Source organism: Albidovulum denitrificans (assembly GCF_002973535.1).
Taxonomy (GTDB): domain Bacteria; phylum Pseudomonadota; class Alphaproteobacteria; order Rhodobacterales; family Rhodobacteraceae; genus Albidovulum; species Albidovulum denitrificans.
Window position 1 is genome coordinate 14,501 of the sequence record NZ_PVEP01000001.1, and the last position, 23,302, is coordinate 37,802.

Below are 23,302 nucleotides of genomic sequence, written 5' to 3' on the forward strand. Positions count from 1 at the left end.
AGGAAATGAATGAAGAAGGTCATGGTGATCGTTCCCTTCCCGATGGGGAAGGAGGACCTCGCGCGCCGTGAGGCGCAGATGAAGGCGGTCGATCTGGGGCCGGGGATCGCGTTCCACTATCGCCCCGTGCGGGTGGGGCCGAAGAACTATTCCAGCCAGCATGACATGGCGCTGGCGGACTTCTCGATCCTCGATGCCGGGCTCGATGCCGAGAAGGAGGGGTTCGACGCGGTCTGCATCGACACGATGTCCGACAGCGGCATGTCGATGCTGCGCTCGGTGCTGACGATCCCGGTCATCGCGCCGGGGCGGCACGCGATGCTGGTGGCGCAGATGCTGGGCGACAAGTTCTCTGTCCTGATGATGTGGGACCGCTGGAAGATGCTCTACACCAAGACGCTGGGAGAGCTGGGGATGGAACATAAATGCGCCTCCATGCGCTCCATCGGGGTGACGCCGGACAACAAGTCGCTCTTGTCGGGCAAGGAGGATGAGGTGTTTCCGCTTCTCCTGGCGGCGGCGCGGAAATGCATCGACGAGGATGGCGCGCAGGTCCTGATCCTTGGCTCCACCACCATGCACGAGGCGCATCAGTGGCTGGCCGAGCGGGTCGGCGTTCCGGTCATCAATCCCGGCCCGCTGACCTACAAGCTTGCCACCATCGCGCTGGACCTGAACCTGACCCATTCGAAAGAGACATGGCCCGCGCCGCTGGAGCCCAAGCATGACATGATCCGTGCCATCGGCGCCGCCGGGGCCGCATTTCTGGAGGGCCGCCAATGACCCGTATCCTGGTGATCGTTCCCTTCGCGCTGGATGCCGAAGGGGTAAGGAACCGCGAGGCGCAGTCGGGCTATGTGCCGCTGCCCGCCGATTGGCAATTGACCTATCGCCCGGTGACCTGCGGGCCGACCTCATTCATGTCGCCGCATGACTGGGGGCTGATGGACATGGCCATCTTCGAGGCCGGTTGCACCGCCCAGCAGGAAGGCTTCGACGCGGTCTGCATCGACACGATGTCCGACAGCGGCATGGTGATGCTGCGCTCGGTCCTCGATATTCCGGTGATCGGGGCGGGCAAGGCCTCCATGCTCTACGCGCTGACGCTGGGGGGGCGGTTTTCGGTGCTGGCGCAGTGGAAACCGGCGCTGCCGCGCTATCGCAAGGCGATCCGCGAATACGGGTTCGACCGGCAATGCGCCTCGGTCCGCAGCTTCGACCAGCCACCGGATTTCTCCAACCTCATCACCGGGAAAGAGGACAAGGTCTTTCCGAAGATGCGCGATGTGGCGATGCGCTGCATCGAGGAGGACGGGGCAGAGGTGATCTGCCTCGGTTCCACCACCATGCATCAAGCGGGGGAATATCTGGCCCAACATCTGCCGGTGCCGGTCGTCAATCCGGGGCCGCTGACCTACAAGCTGGTCGAGACCTTCCTGGCCCTCGGCCTTCGCCACGGGCGCGAGGCCTATCCCGCGCCGGTAGAGCCGCGTCTGGAGATGCTTGGCGCGATGATGAAGGCGGGCGCGGCCGCCGTCGCGAAGGGCTGACCCCCGTGGCCGGGGCCGCGGAAAGGCTGGCGCAGGCCGCCGCGCAGGGCGATTTCGCGGCGGCGCCCGCCCCGGTGCGGGCGGCGTATCGCGATTTCCTGCTCGACACCGTCGCGGTGATGGCGGCCGGCGCGGCGCATGGCACGCTGGCTCCGGTCCGCGCCGCGATCGTGGCCAGCGGCGGCGCGGGCCCGGCATCGGCCGCCGGATGCGCGCAGGGCGTTCCCGCCGGGATCGCCGCGCTGGTCAACGGCATGGCGATGACGGTCCTGCAACTTCAGGACGGCCACCGCCGCGCGCGCGGCCATCCGATGAGCCATGTCCTGCCCGCAGCGCTCGCCGTGGCAGAGGAAACCGGCGCCGACGCGCCCGCCTTCCTGAACGCGGTCATGGCGGGGTATGAGGTTTCGGCCCGCATCGGGGCGTCACTGGGCGGGATGCAGCCCCTGCTGCACGACACCGGCACCTTCGGCTCTATCGGCGCGGCGGTGGCGGCGGCGCATCTTTTTGCCCGCGACAGCGCTACCGGCACCCGCGCCCGGCTGATTGCGGATACCATCGGCAATGCCGCCGCCGTGGCGCTGTTTCCCTTCCGCGATACCTGCATGGAAGGCGCGGGCGCGCATCACCTGTTCGTTGGCCTTGGCACGCAGAACGGCGTGATGGCGGCGCGGGCTGCGCTGGCGGGGCTGACGCCATCGCCCGACACGCTGGAACGGTTCTTCGGCCCGAGGGCGGGGGAGGGCTTCGTGCCGGACCAGCTCTGCGACGGGATTGGCGCGGATGGCACCTGGTCGCGGCATGAGATCCTTTCGGCCTATCTGAAATGGCACCCGGTCTGCGCCCATCTTGGCCCGATGCTTGATTGTATCGAGGCGCTGCGGGCGCGCCACGGCGGGTTCGATCCTGCCCGGATCGCCGCTGTCCGGGTGGAGACCTACGCGACCGCGCTGGACTACGACGCGCCCGATCCGCGTTCGGACCTGGCGGCGCGGTTCAGCTTCCGCCATGCGGCGGCACTGGCGCTGTGCTTCGGGCCGCTGCGCCATGACGGATTTTCCCCCCGGCGTCTGGCCAGCGCGGCGGTGCGCGCGATGGCCGCGCGCGTCACGCTGGCCGTCGATCCCGGCCTCGACGCGCTTTATCCCGCCAGTCGGCCGGGGCGTGTCACGCTGGGCTTCACTGACGGGCAACAGGTCAGCGCCGAGGTGCGGGTGCCGAAGGGCGACGGTCCGAACCCGTTGCCGCGCGCGGATGTGAACCGCAAGGCCCGCACGCTGATAGGGGCGGCCTGGGCCGACCCCGCCCATTTCGACGGGATCGCCCGCCTGCTGGACCGGGTCGAGGCCACGCCGCCCGCCGACCTGCCGCAGGCACTGGGCCGCCTTCTGCGTTCCCCCTTCGCGCCTTCGTCCTGACCGCCTCTGAAAGGCCGCCTCTGAAAGGCCGTTTTGCGGTGCCGACTCGGAGGCTCGAAAAGCCGGGTATTGCCCGACCGCGGGTGGGCGTAGGGCGGGGGGGCGGCAGCGCTTTATGGTGAAGCCCACATCCAACGGCTGTTCGGGGCAAGACGGTGCAGGATCGCCCGCCCGGTGGGGCGGTCGGGCGATGCCCGGCGGCGCGGGACGCGCCTTGAGTCCGGGCAGAGGAACGACCGCGACAGGTCCAGTCCGGCCACTTCAGGGGTTGCGGGAATCGTCGAGCAGAAAATCCTTCCCCCGCTCGCGCTTCAACGAGACGCGGTATTCGTAGCGATCCGCGCAATAAAGGATCTCGGCAGCGTAGAACGGCACCATCTCGGCGTTGAAGAACAGCCGGTTCACCCGCATCAGCGCCGCCCCGATGGGGACTTTCAGGTGCTGCGCGGCATATTCGTCGGCCAGCGTCGCGGTCAGCGTCTGCTCCACCTGCTCCACCGTCGTGCCTTCGCGCTGGACGAGGTCGATCATGTTCGTCGTGGCCAGATCCTTGCGGGTCAGGCCCGCGCCGAAGGCGGGCAGGATATAGGCCATCGACAGCGAATAGGGCTTGCCGTCCAGTTCCCGGACCCTGGCAGAGCGGATCAGGTCCGCCGTCGGCGCAACCCCCATCTGCGCGCAGATCCTTGGCGGCGCCTCCCCCCGGTCGAGGCTGACGACCTTCAGCCGGGTGCCTTTGCCCACGGCATTGAGGTAACTGAACAGCCCGTTGATATTCGACACCACCGCGCGGTTGAACCGCGACTTCTGCGCATGGTCGGTGACGAAGGTGCCACGGCCGCGGGTGCGGGTCACCAGCCCCTCATCCGCCAGCATCTCCATCGCCTTGCGCACGGTGATGCGGCTGGTGGTGAAGCTTTCGGCCAGCTCCGCCTCGCTGGGGACCGGGACATCCAGCGGATAGTAATCGTTCACGATCCGCTCTCGCATGACCGCATAGATCCGGTGATAGAGGGGGGTGGGTGAACTCATCGCGATCATGCCGGGTGAAATTTCATAAGATGGCGGACCATGATCCTGCGCCCCTGTCAATGGCTTTCCACCAGCTCACGGCCGCTGGCCGCTGAGCGCAAGCTGCGCCGCGATCAGCGCTCGGTCGCGCGCCGCCTCCAACTCGTCGATGCCACGGCCCCGCGCTTCGGCGCCGACGCCCGAGATCAGCTTGTCCTGCGTCGCCCGGTCCAGCGCCGGGTTGCCCAGGTCCTGCCAGCGCCGTTCCTGGCTTGGCCCCAGATGCGACAGGTAATGGCCGATCCCGCCGCTGCCGCCGCCCAGATGATAGGCCATATGCGCCCCCACCACCGACCAGCGCAGGCCCGGCCCGTGAACCAGCGCCGCGTCGATATTCTCGACGCTGGCGATGCCTTCGGCGACCATGCTCACCGCCTCGCGCCAAAGCGCCGAGGACAGGCGGTTGGCGATATGGCCCACGGCCTCGCGTTGCAGAAAGACAGGGGTGCGGCCAAGGCCACGGTAAAAGGCCGCCGCCGTCTCCAGCCGGTCGGGATCGGGGCCGAAAAGTTCGACCAGAGGCATCAGATGCGGCGGGTTGAAGGGATGCGCGGTGATGAGGCGGGCGGGGTCGCCCATCGCGGCGCTCAACTCCGACCAGACGAGTGATGAGGTGCTTGAGGCGATCATGGCCCCGGCAGGGGCGGCGGCCTCGACCGCGGCATAGATCGCCCGCTTCAGCGGCACGTTTTCGGGCGCGTTTTCCTGTACCCAGACGGCCTTTTCGACCGCGTCCTCCAGGCTGGTCGTCAGGCGCAACTGCCCCGCGGCGGGCAGATCCGGCGCAAGCTCGGCGATCTGCCGCAGCGCCGTGGCGATCCGTTCGGGAACCGCGGGCCAGGCCGCTTTGGCCGGTTCCTGAAGGACGACATCGTATCCGTGGGCCATGAACAGCGCCGACCAGCTGGTCCCGATCAAGCCGCCGCCGATGACCGCAATCGTGTCGCCGCCCTGTGGAATATCCCCGGTCGCCATGTCCTGTCTACTCCTGCACCTGCCCGAGTGTCGCCCGCGCGGGGAGGGGCGTCAACGATATAATGTCATATATTTATGTATTTTGATAGCGCCGGTCACGCGGGCGAAAACCCTATGGCTTGACCAGCGTGTCGATGAAGCGCGCGAACAGCTCGCCCTGCGAACTGATCCCCAGCTTGGCATAGATGTTGCGCCGGTGAATGCGCACGGTTCCCGACGAAATGCCCAGCACCTGCCGGATCGCTTCTGCCGAATAGCCCTTGAGCGTATATTCCACGACCTCGCGTTCGCGCGGCGTCAGGATGCCTTCGCCGAAATGCTGAAAGCTGCGTTCGATGCGCCGGTCCGCGCGGGCGGCCTCCGGTCCGGCGGGCAGGTCGAACCGTTCCGCGAGATCGGCCCAGTGATTGCGCACAGCGGCCCGGACGATGGGCCAGGCAGTGCGAAGCGCGGCAAACTCCCTTGCGCTGAAGGCCTTGTCGGCCCGCATCAGCGACACGATGACCATCGCGCCGCGATCGAGGCCGACGAAGAAGCCGATTTCCTCGGCCAGGCCGGTCTGGACGTAATAGCTGCGGAAATACTCCCCCTGATAGAAGCGGTCCGGCGCAAGGTCGCGCATCCGGTACAGCCCCGGCGCGGTCGGGCGGGTCGCGGCAAGGTAGAAGGGGTCAAGAAGGTAAGGCCCCGCCTGATAGTCGGTCACGAAGACCGCCCGCTTGGCCTGCGGAAAGTCGTCGTAAAGGTCCAGCGGGCGCGCGGCGCCGCGATAACCGAAGATGACGGTGAAGTCATAAGGCGCTATCGTGCGCAGGAACTCCGCCAGCCGTCGCGGGAAATCGGGGCTTCCCTGCGCCGCGATCACCGCGCCGATGCGGTCGAACTTTGCCTCTATGCCCATCTTGCGTGTTTCTTTCGGGAACTATGCGGTTTGTGGTATATACAACGGATCGCTCCGTTTCTACGATTTCTGCAATTCCATGGCATATGCGCGGATAGAGAAGGCGTGACAGGAAACGACGATTCCCCCATCGCGGAACTGCGGGGCGCGACGAAACGCTTCGGCCCGGTCGTCGCGGCGCGGAACCTGAACCTGACCATCCGGCGGGGGGAGTTCCTGTCGTTCCTCGGCCCCTCCGGCTGTGGCAAGACGACGGCACTTCGGATGCTTGCCGGCTTCGAGACGCCAAGCGAGGGCGCGATCTTCCTTGACGGCCAGCAGGTGAACGACCTGCCCGCGCACCGGCGGCCGGTGAACATGGTCTTCCAGCACTATGCGCTTTTCCCGCATCTGACGGTGGCCGAAAATATCTCATACGGGCTGCGCCAGCGCCGCCCGAAGCCGCCCAAGGCAGATGTCGCGGCGGCGGTCGAACGTGCGCTGGAAACCGTCCGCCTGCCGGGTTTCGGCGCGCGGCGCATCTGGGAAATGTCAGGCGGCCAGCAGCAGCGGGTGGCGCTGGCCCGCGCCATCGTCAACGAACCGAAGCTGCTTTTGCTGGACGAACCGATGGCCGCGCTCGACAAGAAGCTGCGCCACGACATGCAGATCGAGTTGCAGACCCTGCAACGGCAACTGGGCATCACCTTCATCCTCGTCACCCATGATCAGGAAGAAGCCCTGTCGATGTCCGACCGCATCTGCATCATGCGCGACGGGCAGATCGTCCAGATGGGCAGCCCGCGCGACCTCTACGACCGGCCGAAGAACCGCTATGTCGCGGATTTCGTCGGCAAGTCCAATTTCTTCGACGGGACGGTCGAAAGCGTCGCGGGCGACAGCGCGAAGATGACCGGCCCCGGTGACGTGGCCTTCGTAGGCCACGCGGGTGAGGGTGTTGCCCCCGGTCAGGCGGCAATGGCCAGCGTCCGGCCCGAACAGATCAGCCTGTCGCGCGGCGCGGGCGGCGTTCCCGTCACCGTCGTCAATCGCATCTTCCTTGGCGAACACACCGAATATCTGGTTCGGAACCCCGATCTGGGCCAGTTCCTGATCCTTGCCTCGCGTCAGGCAGAGGCGGGCGAGGGCAATTTCGAACCGGGGGACACGGGATATGCGACCTGGCGCGATGGCGCGGCGCTGATCCTCAATAACGACTGAAAACCAACTGGGAGACTGATCATGACGGACCGGAAGGACTTCATCTCACGCGAAAAATTCATGGCCGAACTCTGGCGCTACAAGAACGGGTCGGTCACGCGGCGGCATTTCCTGGGCGTGACCGGGCTTGGCGCGGCGACGGCTGTTCTGGGCGCGGCGATGCCGGGGCTGCGCTCGGCGGCCTGGGCGCAGGGGAACATCGGCGACCGGGTGGTTCTGGCGACCTGGCCCAACTACCACGACCCGGAAAACTTCGACGCCTTCCGCGAGGCGACGGGCGCGGCGGTGGACATGAACGTCTTCGGATCGAACGAAGAGATGCTGGCCAAGTTGCAGGCGGGCGGCTCGGGCTGGGACGTCTTCGTGCCGACCAACTACACGATCACCACCTATGTCGATGAGGATCTGATCGAACCGCTCGACCTGTCGAAGATCCCGAACTACGACGCCGCGTCCTATAATCAGCGCTTCGCCGGTCCCGGCACGGTGGACGGAACCGTCTATGCGGTGCCGAAGAACTGGGGCACGACCGGCTTCGCGGTCAATACCGCGCAGCTTGGCGCCAACCCCAAACCGACCACCTGGAAGGAATTCTGGGACATGACCATGGCCGATTTCAGCGGCCGCACGATGGTCCATGACTATCAGCTGACGACCATCGGCAACGCGCTGAAATACTACGGTTATTCCTTCAACTCCATCGACCCCGCGGAACTGGCCGACGCCGAGAAGCTGCTCCTCGACGCCAAGCCGCATCTTTTCGCGATCTCGTCCGATTACCAGCCCTCGATGCGCTCGGGCGATGCCTGGATGACGATCTGCTGGACCGGCGACGGCAAGCAGATGAACCGCGACATGCCGGAAATCGAGTATGTGCTGGGCAAGGAGGGGGGCGAGCTTTGGTCGGACTTCTACGCCATCCCGAAGGGCGCGCCGCATATGGACGCGGCCTATGCGCTCATCAACTTCCTGCTCGACCCTGCGGTGAACGCGAAGGAATCGCTTTTCCATGGCTATCCGACGGCCGATGCCCGCGTCGATGCGCTGATGCCGCCCGAGGTTCTGAACGACCCGATCCTCTATCCGGCGGCCGACCTGCTCGACGCGCTGGAATTCGGCGCCGCCGTGACGCTGACCGACCCCAACCGCGCCGAGCTGATGGCGCGCTTCAAGTCGGCCTGACGGCATGAGTCCGAGGCTGAGGACAACCCTTCTGCTGGCGCCCGCGACGGTGTGGCTTCTGGCCATGCTCGTCCTGCCGCTTGTGGTCGTGGCGGTCTTCAGCTTTGGCGAACGCGCGGCGGCGGGGGGCTACTCCGCCGCCTTCAGCCTGGAAAACTTCGCCAATCTCGGCACCCGCTGGGCGGCGTTCAAGAACACGCTGATGCTGGCACCGGCAGGCACCGTCCTGTGCCTGCTGATCGCCTATCCGCTGGCCTATTTCCTTGCGGTCAGGGCCGATCCGAAATGGCGCACGCTGCTGCTGATCCTTGTCATCGTGCCATTCTGGACCTCGATCCTGATCCGCTCCTACGCCTGGATCTACCTGCTGGGCGGGCAGGGCGTCCCGAAACTTGTCGGCCTTTTGGGGTTTGGCAGCCCGCGCCTTGTCAACACGCCCTTCGCGGTGCTGATCGGCATTGTCTACGGCTATCTGCCGCTGATGGTCTTCCCGATCTTCGTCAGCCTCGAACGGCTCGACAAGCGGTTGCTTGAGGCGTCCGCCGACCTTGGCAGCCCGCCCTGGCGCAGCTTCCTGCAAGTCACGCTGCCCCTGTCGATGCCCGGCGTTGCCACCGGCTGCATGCTGGTCTTCATCCTTCTGATGGGGGAATTCCTGATCCCCGCCATGCTGGGCGGCGGCAAGGTCTTTTTCGTCGGCAATGCGCTGGTCGATCTCTTCCTGCAATCGCGCAACTGGCCCTTCGGGGCGGCGGTCGCGGTTGCGCTCGTCGTCATCATGCTCGTCACCGTCACCGCCTACATGCGCCTCACGCGCCGCTGGGCGGGGGGGCGCGACGATGTCTCGCTGATGTGAGGCCGGGATGAGGGTGTACGCGCTGGCCGTCTATCTCTTCCTCTACATCCCGATCGGGGTGATCGCGGTCTTTTCCTTCAACGCGGGCCGCTACGCCGCGCAGTTGCAGGGCTTTTCGACCCAGTGGTACGGCAAGGCGCTGGCCAATCCCTTCGTGATGGAGGCGTTGCAGACCAGCGCCACGGTCGCCGCGTCCTCGGCGCTGCTGGCCACCATCGCCGGAACGCTCGCGGCGCTGGCCCTTCAGGGCGTCGGCGGCAGGCCCCGGATGATCTTCGACGCGCTCCTTTACATCGCGGTCATGGTGCCGGGGATCGTCATCGGCATTTCCACCCTGATCGCGCTGGTGACGCTCTTTGACTGGCTCAACCCGATGATTGCGTCGCTTTGGCCGGTGGCCGGGACCGCGCCGCAACTGCACCTTGGCACCGGATCGCTGATCGCGGCGCACGGGCTGTTCGCGATGGCGCTTGTGGTCATCATCGTGCGGGCGCGGGTGGCGGGGATGGACCGCAGCCTGATCGAGGCCTCGGCCGACCTCGGCGCCACGCCCTTCGGAACGTTCCGGCAGGTGACGCTGCCGCAGATCGCGCCCGCGATCCTTGCGGGGTTCCTTCTGTCCTTCACCTTCAGCTTCGACGATTTCATCATCGCCTTCTTCGTCGCCGGGTCCGAGACGACGCTGCCGATCTACGTCTTCTCCTCCATCCGCCGCGGCGTCACGCCCGAGATCAACGCCATCGGCACCATGGTTCTGGCGGTGTCGCTGATGGTGCTGATCCTGGCCCAGACCATCCTGCGGCGGGGTGGTGTCAGGGCGCCGGAGGAGTAAGGGCCATGTTGCTGGAAAACCGCGTCGCATTCCTGACCGGGGCAGGGTCCGGCATCGGTCGGGCCGGGGCGCTGGCCCTTGCCCGGAACGGGGCGACGGTCATCGTCACCGACCTCGATCCCGGCCGCGCGGGCGCTGTCGCGGAAGAGATCGCAGCGGCAGGCGGGCGGGCCGAGGCCATGGGTCTTGACGTTACCGAGGACGCCGCGCTGGAAGGGGCGATCCACGATACCCATGACCGTTTCGGCAGGCTCGACATCCTGCATTCCCATGCCGGGATCCAGATTCCAGGCCGGCTTGAGGATGTCAGCACCAACGACATGGACGCCTCGTGGCGGCTGAACGTGCGCTCGCATTTCGTCGCGGCGCGCGCCGCCATGGCGGTGATGAAACCGCGCGGGGCGGGGTCGATCATCGTGACCTCATCGAACTCCGGGGTGCAGTACGACCGCGAGATGATCGCCTATTGCACGACGAAACACGCCGTCATCGCGATGGTGCGCCAGATCGCCGTGGACTATGCCCGCCACGGCGTGCGGTGCAACGCGCTTTGCCCCGGCTTTGTCGACACCGTCTTCAACGCGGGCTTCGAAAGCCAGATGGGCGGGCGCGCGGCGCTTGAGGGCTATGTGGCGCAAACCATTCCGATGCGCCGCTGGGGGACGCCCGAGGAAGTGGCGGAAAGCATCGTCTATCTCGCGTCGGACAGCTCGTCCTTCATGACCGGCCATGCGCTTGTGCTGGATGGCGCGGAATCGCTTTAAGGCGCCGACCGGCTCCGCCCCGCGGTGCCAGCAAGGGACCGGCGCGCCGCACAGCCAGCCGCTCTGGTTCATAGCATCTCGGGTTTGCACTGAATCAGAATTTGAATTTATTTCGTTTGAATTCTGATACTTACGATCTCAACACAAACCATAAACGCTTTAGTCCTGCGCTTCGGCCAGCTTCTGCCGCGCGATTTCCGAGGCTTCGTTGATGTGGCTGTGAACCGCCGCCGCGGCGGCATCGGGATCGTTCGCGGCGATCGCCTCGAAGATCCGCGTGATCCGGGCATAGCCGGAGCGGTGCCGGTCCGTCGTCGAAAGCGTCATGCCCCGCAGGCGGCTGATCCGGCCGTTCAGGCGGTTGACCACATCCCAGGAGATGTCATGCCCGGCCGCCTTGAAGATGAGATGGTAGAACTCGGTCGAGGCGGCCAGCAGATCGTGCGACGCGCCCCCCTCATAGGCCGCGCCGAGTGTTTCGAGCGCGGCGCGAAGCTCTTCCCTGATCTTGTCATCCGCGACCACGGCGCAGTCACGCGCCGCATCGGCCTCAAGAAGCATGCGGATCTTGTAGATCTGCCGCGCCTGAGGCCAGTCGAGCGGCGCCACGATCGGCCCCTTGTTGGCCAGAAACTCTACCAGCCCCTCGGCCTCCAGATAGCGGATGGTTTCGCGCACCACGGTCCGTGACACGCCCAGCTGATCGCACAGATTGCGCTCCACCAGGCGTTCGCCCGACTTGAAATACCCGCTCAGGATCGCGGCGCGCATCCGTTCGGTGACGATCTCGCGAAGGGTCTGCGGGGGCTGCTCGATCTTCAGGCTGGTTCCGGTCGGGAGGGGCATGGTGCTGTGCTGATCACTCTCTTGGGGTCGCTGGAGTACCGTAATACGGGATGCCCGGCACCGTCGCACTACATATCTTCGACAATCGCGATCTGCACCTCTGCCGCGCCCCGTCGCAAGGCGCGGGCGGCGCGGTACTGGTCTGAGGCGTAGCAGGCCTGCGCATCCTCGATGGACGGGAATTCGACGATGACATGGCGGGCAAAGGCGGCGCCCTCAAGCGCCACGGCCCGGCCGCCGCGCGCCAGAAAACGGCCCCCATGCGCCTCGAAAACACCGCGCGCCTGCGCCTGATAGGCGGCATAGGCCTGGGCGTCGGTCACGGTGACATGGGCAATCCAGTAAGCGGCCATTTCGTCCTCCTGGGCTGGGATTCCGACCCCCGCGCGCCCTGCGGGAGGACAGTTCGAAAGAGGCCTTATTGACATATGGTATGATGGTATACCAATACTCGGGAAATCAGCAAGGGATTCGAAAATGGACGCACTCATCCGCAAGACGCTGCTGCATGTCGAGACGACGCTTGTCGAAGGCGGGCGCGCGGCTCCGGTGCCGCTGAAGCTGATTGCGGCGGCGGCGGTGATACGGAACCCCTGGGCCGGCCGTGGTTTTGTCGAGGACCTGAAGCCGGAAATTCACGCCGTGGCCCCGGTCCTTGGCGAACTGCTTTCCGGGATGGTTCTTGAGGCTGCGGGCGGCGGCGACAAGGTCGAGGGCTATGGCAAATCGGCGGTCGTCGGCCTTGGCGGCGAGGTCGAACATGCCTCGGCGCTGATCCATACGCTGCGGTTCGGGAACCATTACCGCACGGCGGTGGGCGCCCGAAGCTATCTGTCCTTCTGCAACACCCGTGGCGGCGCCAATGCGCCGGTGATGATCCCCCTGATGGACAAGAATGACGCCGGGCGGCGCTCGCACTATCTCACCATCAACTTTGCCATCCCCGATGCGCCCGCGGATGACGAAATCGTCATTGCGCTTGGCGCGTCGATCGGGGGGCGGCCGCATCACCGTATCGGCGACCGTTATCAGGACCTGAAGGATCTGGGCCATGATGTCGAAAACCCTGCGGGCGTCTGACGGCAGCCGCATCGGCCTGATCGCGGCCTGTCCGGGCGCGCCGCTCGTGCTGCTGCACGGGGTCGGCATGTGCGCCGAGGCCTGGGCGCCGCAGATCGCCGCCTTCGCCGCGACCCGTCAGGTCATCGCGCTTGACCTGCCGGGGCATGGCAGGACCGATGCCCTGAAAGGCGCGCCGAGTCTGGCCGACTACGTTGCCTGGGCCGCGCGGGCGATTGCCGGGCTTGACCTTGGTCCGGTCGCTCTGGCCGGGCATTCGATGGGGGCGCTGATAGCGCTCGGCACCGCGATCGAACATCCGCATCTGGTGGAGCGGGTCGCCCTCCTGAACCCGGTTCACAAGCGCGGTCCCGCCGCGCGTGAGGCGGTGCTTTGCCGCGCGCGTGAGCTTGCCCAGGGCCGCAGCGATCCCGAGGCCCCGCTGGCCCGGTGGTTCGCCCCCCACGAGGCGCCCGAAGTGCGCGACCGGGTCGGCGGCTGGCTGCGCGCGGTGGATGCGGACGGCTATGCCGCGACCTATGCGGCCTTTGCCGAGGGCGACGCCGTCTATGCCGACCGCATCGGCGAGGTCCGTTGCCCGACGCTGGTCCTGACCGGCGAACACGACGCGAATTCCAGCCCGGACATGACCCGCGCAATCGCTGCCGGGATCGGGAACGCCCGCGCGGTTGTCATTGCGGGTGCGCGCCACATGGTCTCGCTCACCGCGCCGGACCGGGTGAACACGGAACTCGCGCGCTGGCTCGGCCTGCCCGAGGGCGCGGTGGGAGGGGGAGGAACCGCATGAACCCTGAACCGACACGTCTGCTGCGCGACGCCTTCGGCTGTTTCATGACCGGCGTCACCGTGGTGACAACGATAGATGAAACGGGCGCCCCGCGTGGCTTCACGGCCAATTCCTTCTCCTCGGTGTCGCTTGACCCGCCCCTGTTGCTGATCTCGATCTCGAACCGTTCGGCCAACCTGTCGGCTTACACGTCGGGCCGGGGCTTTGCGGTGAACGTCCTGTCGGAAGGCCAAAAGGCAATCTCGAACGTCTTCGCCCGGCCGAGCGAGGATCGCTTCACCAGCGTCGACTGGCAGGCGGGTCCCTACGGGTCGCCCGTGATCGCGGGCGGCTCCGCCTGGTTCGATTGCAGTCTGGAGCGCGCGATCGAGGCGGGCGATCACACGATCCTGATCGGCAGGGTGGAGGATTTCGATGCCTCGACGGCGCCCGGCCTTGGCTATTGCCGTGGCGCCTATGTCACGCCCGCCGCCGCCGCCCTGTCGGCCGAACACGGGCCCCGCGTGGTGCTGGCGGCCATCGTGGAGCATGAGGGGCGGGTGCTGCTGCTTGACGACGGCGCGGGCGGGGTCAAGCTGCCTGAAATGCGCGTGGGGCAGGGCGGCGCGCGCGGCGCCTTCGACCGGCTGATCGCCGAAACCGGCACCGACGCCACGCCGGGCCTGGTCTACGCCATCTACGACGACACCGAGCGCGGGCTGCAATTCATCGTGCATCTGTGTCCCGCGGCGACCGACGCGCACAAGGCCGGGGCCTTCGTCGCCCTGACGGAAGCGGCGATGACAGACACGACCGACCCTGCGCAACAGGTCATGCTGCGCCGGTTCGCCGCCGAATACCGGCAGGGCAATTACGGACAATATGTCGGCTCGCATGTCGCGGGCGAAATCCGTCCGTTCGCGAAGGGATAAGAGGATGAAGTTTTCGCTGTTCATTCACATGGAGCGCACCGACCCCGCCGAGGATCAGCGCAAGCTTTACGACGAGATGATCGACCTGTGCAAAATCGCTGATGCGGGCGGGATGCACGCGATCTGGTCGGGGGAGCATCACGCGATGAACTTCACCATCGCGCCGAACCCGATGCTGACGCTGGTCGATCTGGCCCATCACACCAGGAACGTGCGCCTTGGCACCGGCACGGTGATGGCGCCGCTCTGGCATCCGCTGCGCCTTGCGGGCGAGGCGGCGATGACCGACCTGATGACCGGCGGGCGGCTTGAACTGGGCGTGGCGCGCGGCGCGTATATGTTTGAGTATGAGCGGATGCATCCGGGCCTTGACGCCTGGAACGCGGGCCAGATGATGCGGGAACTGATCCCCGCGGTCGAGGCGCTCTGGCAGGGCGACTACACCCATGACGGCCAGTTCTGGAAATTCCCGAAATCGACCTCGGCCCCGATGCCGGTGCAGGAGGGCGGGCCGCCGATCTGGGTCGCAGCCCGCGATCCGAACAGCCACGAATTCGCCGTCTCCCATGGCTACAACGTGCAGGTCACGCCGCTGCATCTGGGCGATGAGGAGGTGGAAAAGCTGATGGGCCATTTCAACGCCGCCTGCGAGAAATTCGCCAAGGTGCCGCGCCCGAAGATCATGCTGCTGCGCCACACCTATGTCGCCGCGGATGAGGCCGACGCCGAACGTGGCGCGGTCGAGGTGAACCGCTTCTACAACTATTTCGGCGCCTGGTTCAAAAATGAGCGCGACATCTCGATGGGCCTTATCAAGCCGCTGACCGAGGATGAGATCGCCGCCCATCCGTTCTACAGCCCCGCCGCCATGCGCGCGAACAACGTGATCGGCCCGGCCGCCGAGGTCATCGCGCGGCTGAAACGCTATGAGGAACTGGGCTATGACGAATATTCCTTCTGGATCGACACCGGGATGAGCTTCGCGCGCAAGAAAGCCTCGCTTGAAAGGTTCATCGCCGAGGTGATGCCCGCATTTGCATGAGGGGATGATGGAACGTTTCGATCTTTATATCGACGGCAGCTTCGACGCGGGGGCGGCGCGTTTCGCCTCGTTCGATCCCGCCACGGGCGCGCAATGGGCCGAGATCGCCGAGGCCCGCGAGGCCGAGGTGGACCGCGCCGTCGCCGCCGCCGGGCGCGCCTTTCGCGAAGGACCGTGGCCTGCGATGACGGCAACCGCGCGCGGCAAGCTTTTGATGAAGCTCTCCGATCTGGTACAGGCCGCGGCCCCCGACCTCGCCCGGCTTGAGACGCGCGACACCGGCAAGATCATCCGCGAAACCTCGGCCCAGATCGCCTATGTCGCGGATTACTATCGCTATTACGCGGGCCTTGCCGACAAGATCGAGGGCGCGCATCTGCCGATCGACAAGCCCGACATGGAGGTCTGGCTGCGGCGTGAGCCGATCGGCGTGGTGGCGGCGATCGTTCCCTGGAACAGCCAGTTGTTCCTCAGCGCGGTCAAGCTTGGCCCGGCCCTGGCGGCGGGCTGCACGGTGGTGCTGAAGGCGTCCGAGGACGGCCCGTCGCCGCTTCTGGCCTTCGCGAGGCTTGTCCATGAGGCAGGCTTCCCGCCCGGCGTCGTCAACGTGATAACCGGCTTCGGCCCGACCTGCGGGGCGCGGCTGACGACCCATCCCGGCGTCGATCACATCGCCTTCACCGGCGGCCCGGAAACCGCGCGCGCGGTCCTGCGCGGCTCGGCCGAAAACCTTGCCTCGACCTCGCTTGAGCTGGGCGGCAAGTCGCCCTTCATCGTCTTTGCCGATGCCGACCTCGACAGCGCGGTCAACGCCCAGATCGCGGGCATCTTCGCCGCGACCGGGCAAAGCTGTGTCGCAGGCTCGCGCCTGATCGTGCAGGACAGCGTGAAGGCCGGGATGCTGGCGACGCTGGCCGAACGCGCGGCGCGGATCGTGATCGGCGCGCCGGGCGACATGGCGACCGAGATGGGGCCGCTCTGCACCGCGCGCCAGCGCGACCGCCTGCATGGTATCGTGACCGCCTCGGTCGAGGCGGGGGCAAAGCTGATCTGCGGCGGCGTTCTGCCCGAGGGGCCAGGCACCTATTACCCGCCGACGGTCCTTGACTGCACCGGCCTGCCCGACGCGCCCTGCCTGCGGGAGGAACTGTTCGGCCCGGTCCTGTCGGTCATGGGTTTCACCGATGAGGCAGAGGCGCTCGGGATCGCGAACGACACGGCCTATGGTCTCGCCTCCGGCCTCTTCACCCGCGATCTGGCGCGGGCGCACCGGATGATCCGCGCGCTGCGCGCGGGTGTGGTCTGGGTCAACACCTATCGCGCGGTCTCGCCGATGGCGCCGTTTGGCGGCCACGGGCTTTCGGGCCACGGCCGCGAAGGCGGGCTTGCCGCCGCGCTTGACTATACGACGGTCAAGACCGTCTGGCTGCGCACCTCGGAGGACCCGATCCCCGACCCCTTCGTGATGCGCTGAGGTCTGGCCCGCACGACGACCAAGGACCCGCCGCGGATGGAACGGACTTGCCCCGATAGGCGCCTAACCCGGACGGTCCGACGGTGAAGGCGAACCTGCGCCCGCCGGGTCTGACCCTTGCCGCCGTCCTGACCCCTGATGTCCCTTCGCGCCCGCCGGAAACCGCGATCGCGACCCCGCCGCAAGATCGCTGCCGGGGTGGTTCGCATGGCCCCAGGAAGGCGCGGTCTTGCATTCCACGACGTTTGCGTTAAAAGAGGTATTATAAATACCACTTTTAAGGCGAACCGCCATGAACCTCACCTCCTTCACCGATTACGGGCTGCGGATGCTGATGCGCATGGCAAGCGCCCCCGATCAGGCCTTCTCCACCGCCGATCTTGCCGAGGAATTCCGTCTCTCCCGGAACCACCTGACCAAGATCATGCAGCGCCTCGCGCAGGGCGGCATCGTCGAGACCCGGCGCGGGGTGAATGGCGGGGCCATCCTGCGCCGCAGCCCGGCCGAGATCCGGCTTGGCGACGTGGTCCGGCTGCTTGAACAGGGCCAGACCCTTGCCGAGTGCTTCGGACCGGGCAAGGGGGCCTGCACGATCGAGGGCTGCTGCCGCCTGAAAGCCCGCCTGCGGCAGGCCGAAGCCCGGTTCATCGAGGATCTGAACAGATCGACCCTTCTGGATATCGCCCTGCCGGCGCGGGTGGCGGCATGACCGGGAAAGGCGGGGACAGATGACCGCAACGCTCACCTTGCCCGAACGCCGCATCGGGCTGTTCCTGTCGGTCCTGCTGGCCTTGATGGGGCTTTTCATGGCGGCGGCGGCGCGCCACGGGGTGATGTCGCTGCACGGGTTCATGGCGCTTGGTCTCGGTCTTGGGCTGGTCTTCCTCATCGGCGGGTCGCTTTATGACCCCGCGCCACCCCATCGGCGCCCGGACCGCTATTACGACGCGCCGACCCGTTTCGGGCTGACGCTGACATTGGTCTGGGCAATCATCGGCATGGGCGTCGGCGTCTGGGTCGCAGCACTGCTTTACTGGCCCGAGGCGACGCCACCCTGGCCCGCGACCAGCTTCGGCCGCCTGCGTCCCGTCCACACGACCGGCATCATTTTCGGCTTTGGCGGCAATGCGCTGATCGCGACCTCGTTCCACGTCCTGCAACGCACCTCGCGCGCCCGGCTTGCCGACAGCATCAGCCCCTGGGTCGTCGTCCTTGGCTACAACCTGTTCTGCGCCTGGGCCGTGACCGGCTATCTGATGGGCTCCACCCAGTCGAAGGAATATGCCGAGGCCGAATGGTATGCGGACCTCTGGCTTGTGGTGATCTGGGTCACCTATTTCACCCTCTACCTGCGGACCCTGGCACGGCGGAATGAGCCGCATATCTACGTCGCCAACTGGTACTATCTGGCCTTCATCCTTGTCGTGGCGATGCTGCATATCGTCAACAACCTCGCCCTGCCGGTGCGGCTGACCACGGCGGAAAGCTTCCCCGTCTGGTCGGGCGTGCAGGATGCGATGGTGCAATGGTGGTACGGCCATAACGCGGTGGCCTTCTTCCTGACCGCCGGGTTCCTCGGGATGCTCTATTACTTCCTGCCGGTCCGCTCCGGGCGGCCGATCTGGTCCTACCGGCTGTCGATCGTCAGCTTCTGGGGCATCACCTTCTTCTACATCTGGGTCGGCTCCCACCACCTGCACTACACCGCGCTGCCCTACTGGGCGCAGACGCTGGGCATGACCTTTTCGGTGATGTTGCTGGTGCCAAGCTGGGCCTCGGCGGGCAATGCCATCGCGACGCTGAACGGTGCCTGGCACAAGGTCCGCGACGACGCCACGCTGCGCTTCATGTTCGTGGCGGCGGTGTTTTACGGGCTGTCCACTTTCGAGGGGTCGTTCCTGGCCATCCGCCCCGTCAACTCGCTGAGCCACTATACCGACTGGACCGTGGGGCATGTGCATTCCGGCACGCTTGGCTGGGTGGCAATGATCATCTTCGGCGCGATCTACACGCTGGTCCCGCAGCTTGGCGGCAAGAGGCAGATGGCCTCGCCCCGGGCGATCGAATGGCACTTCTGGCTCGCCGTCACGGGGACGCTCATCTACGTCATCGCGATGTGGAACGCCGGGATCACGCAAGGTCTGATGTGGCGGGCCTATGACCGCAACGGCGCGCTCTCCTACAGCTTTGTCCAGTCGGTTCAGGCGATGGCCCCCTATTATCTCCTGCGCACCATCGGCGGGGCGCTGTTCCTGACGGGCGCGGTCCTGTGTGCCTGGAACTGTCGCGCGACGCTGCGCGGGGCGCGGGAAGGGGCGGCGGACCGTCCGCTTGTCCCGCAACCGGCGGAATAGGCCATGCTGAAGCTTCATTACAATCTGGAAAAGATCTCCATGGGGCTGGTGGCGGCGATCATCGTCGCGGCCTCCATCGGCGGATTGGTCGAGATCGCGCCGCTTTTCACCCTTGATGAGACCGTCGAACTTCCCGGCGACCTGCGCCCCAACACGCCATTGGAGCTTGCCGGGCGCGAGATTTACATGCGCGAGGGATGCTATGCCTGCCACAGCCAGATGGTGCGCAGCCTTGCCGATGAACTGGACCGCTACGGCCCATACTCGCTCGCCTCGGAAAGCGCCTATGACCACCCGATGCTCTGGGGATCGAAACGCACCGGACCGGACCTTGCAAGGCTGGGCGGAAAATACTCCGACGACTGGCATGTGGCGCATCTGATCGACCCGCGCAGCGTCGTTCCCGCCTCGATCATGCCATCCTATCCCTGGCTGACGCGCCCGCTTGATACCGCCTTGCTGCCCGATGCGCTGGCGACGCTGGCGCGGCTGGGGGTTCCCTATGACAAGGAGATGATCGCGGCGGCCGAGGCCGATGCGCTGGCCCAAAGCCGCCCCGGCACCGAGGCCGCCGACGGGTTTCAGGCCCGCTATGGCGCGCGCCCCGCCGTTCAGGCCTTCGACGGCGATCCATCGCGCCTGACGGAACTGGATGCGCTGATCGCCTACCTGCAATCGCTGGGGACGCTGACCGACGCGCCCTATCGTGCGCTGGCGGAGGGGGCGCCATGACACATGACAGCCTTGTCTACCTCTCGAAAACCGTCGGTCTGGTCTGGCTGGTGGGGTTCTTCGTGATCGTGATCCTGCGCGCCTACAGCCCGTCCCGGCGCAAGGCCCATGACGCCGCCGCTAGGTCGATCCTGCCGGAACCGGAGGATCGCGAATGACGGCGCCGCATCACAGGGAGGTCGACCCCGTCACCGGCCATGACACCACGGGACATGACTGGAACGGAATCAGGGAACTGAACACGCCGTTTCCAAGGCTGGTGATCTGGGCGCTGGTTCTGGCGTTCCTGTATTCCGTCATCGCCTGGGTTCTGCTGCCCGCCTGGCCGACGGGGCGCGACTACACCCGCGGGCTTCTCGGGCTGGATCAGCGGGCCGAGGCGGCAGAGGGCTTTCGCGCCCTTTCCGGGCGGCGTCAGGACTGGCTGTCGCGCTTCGGGGGCGCGGATTTCGCCGCCCTGACCGCGGACAAGGCGCTGATGGCAACCGCCATGCCCGCCGCCGCCCGGCTTTATGCCGACAATTGCGCGGCCTGTCATGGCACGCGCGGGCAGGGCGGGCCGGGGTTTCCGGTGCTTTCGGACGGCACATGGCTCTGGAGCGGCGATCCCGACGAAATCGCCACAACCATTCGCCACGGCATCAACGCCGATGACCCCGATACCCGCTATGCCGAAATGCCCGCCTTCGACTGGATCGAACGGCCCGACCGGATCGCCCTGTCCCGCTTCGTCGCGGACCTGCCCGGCGGCGCGGCCGATTTCGAAACACCCGCCGGGGGCCTTTTCACCGAGAATTGCGCCACCTGCCACGGCGATACCGGCGCCGGTGGCCTTTCGGTCGGCGCGCCGTCCCTGACCGACACCGCCACCCTTTACGGGCAGGACCCGGAAACGGTCATGGAAACGCTGCGGCACGGCCGCGCCGGCCTGATGCCCGCATGGTCCGGCCGCCTGTCCGGGGCCGAGATCAACCTGCTGGCCCTTTATGTCACGCAGCTTGGCCAGGGCAGCGGGGGGCGGCCATGACGGGGCGGACCGAAAGGCGGCTGGCGATTGCGGCGGCGCTGGTCCTGGGCGCGGTGGTCGTTCTGGCCAATGCACGGCTTCTGTCGGTCGCCGTGCGCTCGCAGCCCGAATGCCGGGAAGCCGCGGGCCTGCCCCCCGCCAGACCTGCCTGCTGAAAAGGAGCTTCGGATGCTGGAACCCCTGCCGACCCTTCGCAGCCCCGACCGGCCCGCCTCACCCTACGCAAAGGGGCTGCCCGCCACCGCGGCGCTGGACTGGCTGCGCGCCGGATGGCGGGACCTGCGGATGTCGCCCGGCTCCAGCCTGGCCTATGGATTGTTCCTGACCCTGGCCTCTTATGCCGTGCTGTGGCTGCTGAAGGCGGGCCATCTTCTCTACCTCGCGCTGCCCGCACTCTCGGGCTTTCTGATTATCGGGCCGTTCCTGGCTGTCGGGCTTTACGAGAAAAGCCGCAGGCAGGGGCAGGGCGGGCGGGTCTCTGTCAGCCGGATGCTCACCTTCCGCCCGGCCTCGGGGGGGCAACTGGCCTATGCGGGCTTGCTGCTTGGCCTGCTCGTCCTCTTCTGGCTCAGGGCGGCGGACCTGCTTTATGCGCTGTTTTTCGGACTTTTCCCATTCCCCGGCGCAGAGGAGGCGTTGACCAATGTGTTGACGACGCCCCGGGGATGGACGCTGATCGCGACGGGTACGCTGGTGGGCGGGCTGTTCGCAGCCTTTGCCTTCGCGATCAGCGTCTTTTCCATTCCGATGCTCGTCTCGCGCCGGACCGATGCGCTGACCGCGCTTGGCCTCAGCTTCGTGATGACGGTGCAGAACCTTCGCCCCATGTTGCTTTGGGGGGCGATCGTCGCCGCCGGGCTGGCGCTGTCGGTCGCAACCGGCCTTGTGGGTCTGATCCTTGTCTTTTCGGTTCTCGGCCATGGGACCTGGCATGCCTGGCAGACGGTGGGCGGGGGCGCAGGATGACCCTTCTTCTCCTCATACCCATCTCGCTCGCGCTTGGACTGCTGGGGCTTTGCGCCTTTCTCTGGGCGCTTCGCAATGGCCAGTTCGACGACCCCGACGGCGCCGCCTGGCGCGTCATTCCCCCATGTTATCCCCCTGAACCGAAAGGAAAGATCCATGACAAGCTGGCTCCCGTCGCTCAAGACCGCAACACCGGAGGAAGGCTATGACCTTGCCGTCAAGCTCGCGCGGGTCGCGGTCAAGCTGACGCAGCCCGATGCCGCTGTCCGCGACCGTCTGAGGCCGGACTATGCCGGGGATTCGGACGCCCTGATCGCCGTCAGCCAGGTGGTCGCAACCCATTTCGCCACCGTCGCCGCCGCGAACGACTACTGGCGGGCCAGGGCATGAGCGAGGTCGAGCGGGACGGGGATCAGTTCATCGTCGACGCAAAGCTGCTCGCGAAAGCCTTTGGCCTGTCGGACGCCGAAACGCGCGCCCGGATGCAGGGCGGCCAGATCGCCTCCGTGTGCGAGGCGGGCGAGGGCGAGGATGCCGGTCGTTGGCGGCTGACCTTCCGCCATCAGGGGCGCGCGCTGAGGATGATCGTCGATGCAGAGGGCAAGATATTGAGCAACGGCACAGCCCCGATCGGCCACCCCAACGCCGCGCGCCGGGCCACGACAAAGGGCAATCCCGGCTAGGCGAGGGGCGTCAGGGGCGTAGCTCAGGCGCAGGCTTTGAACGAACGCGCGCGCCCCTCACAGCTTGTCCAGGAGGTCGCGCAGGCGCTTTGCCTCCCGCTCCGTCAGGTTGTGCAGCGTCCGGGCAGAGATCTTGCGCGCCGTCTCTATCGCGGTGCGGGTCACGGCCTCGCCTTCGGGCGTCAGGGAAATCTCAAGCCTTCGGCGGTCGCTTTGCGACGGGTCGGCGCGGACATAGCCCTTGCGGAGCAGCCGCTCGATCACGCCCTTCGTCGTCGCCGCGTCCATCGCCACCTGTCGGCCAAGGTGATTCTGCGACAGCGGCCCGTCTTCGGTCAGCCGGGCGAGGACGGCGAACTGGCGCGGGGTCAGGTCGGGCATCTCATGCGCGAAAATCTCCAGATGCTTCTGGTTGGCCACGCGCAGCTTGAAGCCGATCTGCTCCTCAAGCCGGTATCCGTTCCCCTCGCTCACCCGGCGCCCTCTCCCTACGGTTTGCCAGTCTTTCCCGCAGCCTAGGACGGCGCGGCGCGGAAGGCAAAGCGCGAATGGCGCGGGTCGGGGGTGCGGTCTGTGTCACGCCGGGGTGAGGCCGCGAAAAATCGTTTGACAGCAAACGAATTTGGGGGCGCAATCGGGGGCAGGGATCGC

At 66.6% G+C, this 23,302-nt stretch carries 29 protein-coding genes; 23 read left to right on the forward strand and 6 right to left on the reverse strand.

Annotated features, from left to right (window positions below; all coding sequences use genetic code 11):
• Positions 1 to 9: 9 nt before the first annotated feature.
• The 3 genes from LX70_RS00075 to LX70_RS00085 are packed head-to-tail and all read left to right on the forward strand — an operon-like array spanning position 10 to position 2,968.
• The gene (locus LX70_RS00075; RefSeq protein WP_105512517.1) at positions 10 to 783 is read left to right on the forward strand and encodes an aspartate/glutamate racemase family protein; all 774 of its coding nucleotides are present in this window, start codon (positions 10 to 12) and stop codon (positions 781 to 783) included.
• Positions 780 to 1,550, forward strand: a complete 771-nt coding sequence (locus tag LX70_RS00080; RefSeq protein ID WP_105512518.1) for an aspartate/glutamate racemase family protein — start codon at positions 780 to 782, stop codon at positions 1,548 to 1,550. The genes LX70_RS00075 and LX70_RS00080 overlap by 4 nt, the downstream gene beginning before the upstream one ends.
• 5 nt (positions 1,551 to 1,555) lie before the next feature.
• Entirely contained in the window at positions 1,556 to 2,968 is a 1,413-nt protein-coding gene (locus LX70_RS00085; protein ID WP_170076084.1) for an MmgE/PrpD family protein, read from the forward strand.
• A gap of 261 nt (positions 2,969 to 3,229) precedes the next feature.
• Here LX70_RS00085 and LX70_RS00090 read toward each other — a convergent pair whose 3' ends face one another.
• From LX70_RS00090 to LX70_RS00100, 3 genes are all read right to left on the reverse strand, one after another.
• Positions 3,230 to 4,000, reverse strand: a complete 771-nt coding sequence (locus LX70_RS00090; RefSeq protein WP_170076085.1) for a GntR family transcriptional regulator — start codon at positions 3,998 to 4,000, stop codon at positions 3,230 to 3,232.
• Positions 4,001 to 4,075: 75 nt separating this feature from the next.
• Entirely contained in the window at positions 4,076 to 5,014 is a 939-nt protein-coding gene (locus LX70_RS00095; protein ID WP_105512521.1) for a 3-hydroxyacyl-CoA dehydrogenase NAD-binding domain-containing protein, read from the reverse strand.
• Between the two features lie 112 nt (positions 5,015 to 5,126).
• A complete protein-coding gene (locus tag LX70_RS00100) occupies positions 5,127 to 5,915 on the reverse strand; it encodes a helix-turn-helix transcriptional regulator (RefSeq protein WP_105512522.1) in 789 nt (262 codons plus the stop codon).
• A gap of 105 nt (positions 5,916 to 6,020) precedes the next feature.
• Between LX70_RS00100 and LX70_RS00105 the strand changes: the two genes are divergently transcribed.
• The 5 genes from LX70_RS00105 to LX70_RS00125 are packed head-to-tail and all read left to right on the forward strand — an operon-like array spanning position 6,021 to position 10,749.
• Positions 6,021 to 7,115: an ABC transporter ATP-binding protein gene (locus LX70_RS00105; RefSeq protein WP_105512523.1), complete on the forward strand. Its 1,095-nt coding sequence runs from the start codon at positions 6,021 to 6,023 to the stop codon at positions 7,113 to 7,115.
• A gap of 21 nt (positions 7,116 to 7,136) precedes the next feature.
• Positions 7,137 to 8,297 (forward strand): ABC transporter substrate-binding protein, encoded by a 1,161-nt coding sequence (locus LX70_RS00110; protein ID WP_105512524.1) that lies wholly within the window; start codon positions 7,137 to 7,139, stop codon positions 8,295 to 8,297.
• A 4-nt stretch (positions 8,298 to 8,301) separates the two neighbouring features.
• Positions 8,302 to 9,153, forward strand: a complete 852-nt coding sequence (locus tag LX70_RS00115; protein WP_105512525.1) for an ABC transporter permease — start codon at positions 8,302 to 8,304, stop codon at positions 9,151 to 9,153.
• A gap of 7 nt (positions 9,154 to 9,160) precedes the next feature.
• Positions 9,161 to 9,985 (forward strand): ABC transporter permease, encoded by an 825-nt coding sequence (locus LX70_RS00120; RefSeq protein WP_105512526.1) that lies wholly within the window; start codon positions 9,161 to 9,163, stop codon positions 9,983 to 9,985.
• A 5-nt stretch (positions 9,986 to 9,990) separates the two neighbouring features.
• Positions 9,991 to 10,749, forward strand: coding sequence for an SDR family NAD(P)-dependent oxidoreductase (locus LX70_RS00125; protein WP_105512527.1), 759 nt, complete (start codon positions 9,991 to 9,993; stop codon positions 10,747 to 10,749).
• 159 nt (positions 10,750 to 10,908) lie between these two features.
• Here LX70_RS00125 and LX70_RS00130 read toward each other — a convergent pair whose 3' ends face one another.
• Positions 10,909 to 11,595 (reverse strand): GntR family transcriptional regulator, encoded by a 687-nt coding sequence (locus tag LX70_RS00130; RefSeq protein WP_105512528.1) that lies wholly within the window; start codon positions 11,593 to 11,595, stop codon positions 10,909 to 10,911.
• Between the two features lie 68 nt (positions 11,596 to 11,663).
• Positions 11,664 to 11,948, reverse strand: a complete 285-nt coding sequence (locus LX70_RS00135; RefSeq protein WP_105512529.1) for a DUF1330 domain-containing protein — start codon at positions 11,946 to 11,948, stop codon at positions 11,664 to 11,666.
• Positions 11,949 to 12,072: 124 nt separating this feature from the next.
• Here LX70_RS00135 and LX70_RS00140 point away from each other — a divergent pair, with 124 nt between their 5' ends.
• The 15 genes from LX70_RS00140 to LX70_RS00205 all read left to right on the forward strand — a co-directional run bounded on the left by LX70_RS00140 (position 12,073) and on the right by LX70_RS00205 (position 22,651).
• Entirely contained in the window at positions 12,073 to 12,675 is a 603-nt protein-coding gene (locus tag LX70_RS00140) for an amino acid synthesis family protein (protein WP_105512530.1), read from the forward strand.
• Positions 12,647 to 13,462: an alpha/beta fold hydrolase gene (locus LX70_RS00145; protein ID WP_105512531.1), complete on the forward strand. Its 816-nt coding sequence runs from the start codon at positions 12,647 to 12,649 to the stop codon at positions 13,460 to 13,462. The genes LX70_RS00140 and LX70_RS00145 overlap by 29 nt, the downstream gene beginning before the upstream one ends.
• The gene (locus LX70_RS00150) at positions 13,459 to 14,373 is read left to right on the forward strand and encodes a flavin reductase (RefSeq protein ID WP_105512532.1); all 915 of its coding nucleotides are present in this window, start codon (positions 13,459 to 13,461) and stop codon (positions 14,371 to 14,373) included. The genes LX70_RS00145 and LX70_RS00150 overlap by 4 nt, the downstream gene beginning before the upstream one ends.
• A gap of 4 nt (positions 14,374 to 14,377) precedes the next feature.
• Entirely contained in the window at positions 14,378 to 15,415 is a 1,038-nt protein-coding gene (locus LX70_RS00155; protein WP_105512533.1) for an LLM class flavin-dependent oxidoreductase, read from the forward strand.
• 7 nt (positions 15,416 to 15,422) lie between these two features.
• Positions 15,423 to 16,889 (forward strand): aldehyde dehydrogenase, encoded by a 1,467-nt coding sequence (locus LX70_RS00160; RefSeq protein ID WP_105513513.1) that lies wholly within the window; start codon positions 15,423 to 15,425, stop codon positions 16,887 to 16,889.
• Positions 16,890 to 17,181: 292 nt separating this feature from the next.
• Positions 17,182 to 17,598, forward strand: coding sequence for an RrF2 family transcriptional regulator (locus LX70_RS00165; RefSeq protein WP_105512534.1), 417 nt, complete (start codon positions 17,182 to 17,184; stop codon positions 17,596 to 17,598).
• A 19-nt stretch (positions 17,599 to 17,617) separates the two neighbouring features.
• Positions 17,618 to 19,243 (forward strand): cytochrome-c oxidase, cbb3-type subunit I, encoded by a 1,626-nt coding sequence (ccoN, locus tag LX70_RS00170; protein ID WP_105512535.1) that lies wholly within the window; start codon positions 17,618 to 17,620, stop codon positions 19,241 to 19,243.
• Positions 19,244 to 19,246: 3 nt separating this feature from the next.
• Positions 19,247 to 19,975, forward strand: a complete 729-nt coding sequence (gene ccoO, locus LX70_RS00175; RefSeq protein WP_105512536.1) for a cytochrome-c oxidase, cbb3-type subunit II — start codon at positions 19,247 to 19,249, stop codon at positions 19,973 to 19,975.
• The gene (locus tag LX70_RS00180) at positions 19,972 to 20,133 is read left to right on the forward strand and encodes a cbb3-type cytochrome oxidase subunit 3 (protein ID WP_105512537.1); all 162 of its coding nucleotides are present in this window, start codon (positions 19,972 to 19,974) and stop codon (positions 20,131 to 20,133) included. Before ccoO ends, LX70_RS00180 begins: the two co-directional genes overlap by 4 nt.
• Positions 20,130 to 21,002, forward strand: a complete 873-nt coding sequence (gene ccoP, locus LX70_RS00185; protein ID WP_105512538.1) for a cytochrome-c oxidase, cbb3-type subunit III — start codon at positions 20,130 to 20,132, stop codon at positions 21,000 to 21,002. Before LX70_RS00180 ends, ccoP begins: the two co-directional genes overlap by 4 nt.
• Entirely contained in the window at positions 20,999 to 21,157 is a 159-nt protein-coding gene (locus LX70_RS20585; protein WP_170076086.1) for a hypothetical protein, read from the forward strand. The genes ccoP and LX70_RS20585 overlap by 4 nt, the downstream gene beginning before the upstream one ends.
• Before the next feature lie 13 nt (positions 21,158 to 21,170).
• Positions 21,171 to 21,968 (forward strand): DUF2189 domain-containing protein, encoded by a 798-nt coding sequence (locus tag LX70_RS00190; RefSeq protein WP_105512539.1) that lies wholly within the window; start codon positions 21,171 to 21,173, stop codon positions 21,966 to 21,968.
• On the forward strand, positions 21,965 to 22,177 hold the full coding sequence (gene ccoS, locus LX70_RS00195; RefSeq protein WP_105512540.1) for a cbb3-type cytochrome oxidase assembly protein CcoS: 213 nt from the start codon (positions 21,965 to 21,967) through the stop codon (positions 22,175 to 22,177). Before LX70_RS00190 ends, ccoS begins: the two co-directional genes overlap by 4 nt.
• Positions 22,125 to 22,358 carry a hexameric tyrosine-coordinated heme protein gene (locus tag LX70_RS00200; protein WP_105512541.1) on the forward strand — a complete coding sequence of 78 codons (234 nt, stop codon included), beginning with the start codon at positions 22,125 to 22,127 and terminating at the stop codon, positions 22,356 to 22,358. Before ccoS ends, LX70_RS00200 begins: the two co-directional genes overlap by 53 nt.
• Positions 22,355 to 22,651 carry a DUF6522 family protein gene (locus tag LX70_RS00205; protein ID WP_211301639.1) on the forward strand — a complete coding sequence of 99 codons (297 nt, stop codon included), beginning with the start codon at positions 22,355 to 22,357 and terminating at the stop codon, positions 22,649 to 22,651. Before LX70_RS00200 ends, LX70_RS00205 begins: the two co-directional genes overlap by 4 nt.
• A 57-nt stretch (positions 22,652 to 22,708) precedes the next feature.
• Here LX70_RS00205 and LX70_RS00210 read toward each other — a convergent pair whose 3' ends face one another.
• Positions 22,709 to 23,125: a MarR family winged helix-turn-helix transcriptional regulator gene (locus LX70_RS00210; protein WP_245884880.1), complete on the reverse strand. Its 417-nt coding sequence runs from the start codon at positions 23,123 to 23,125 to the stop codon at positions 22,709 to 22,711.
• Positions 23,126 to 23,302 lie beyond the last annotated feature (177 nt).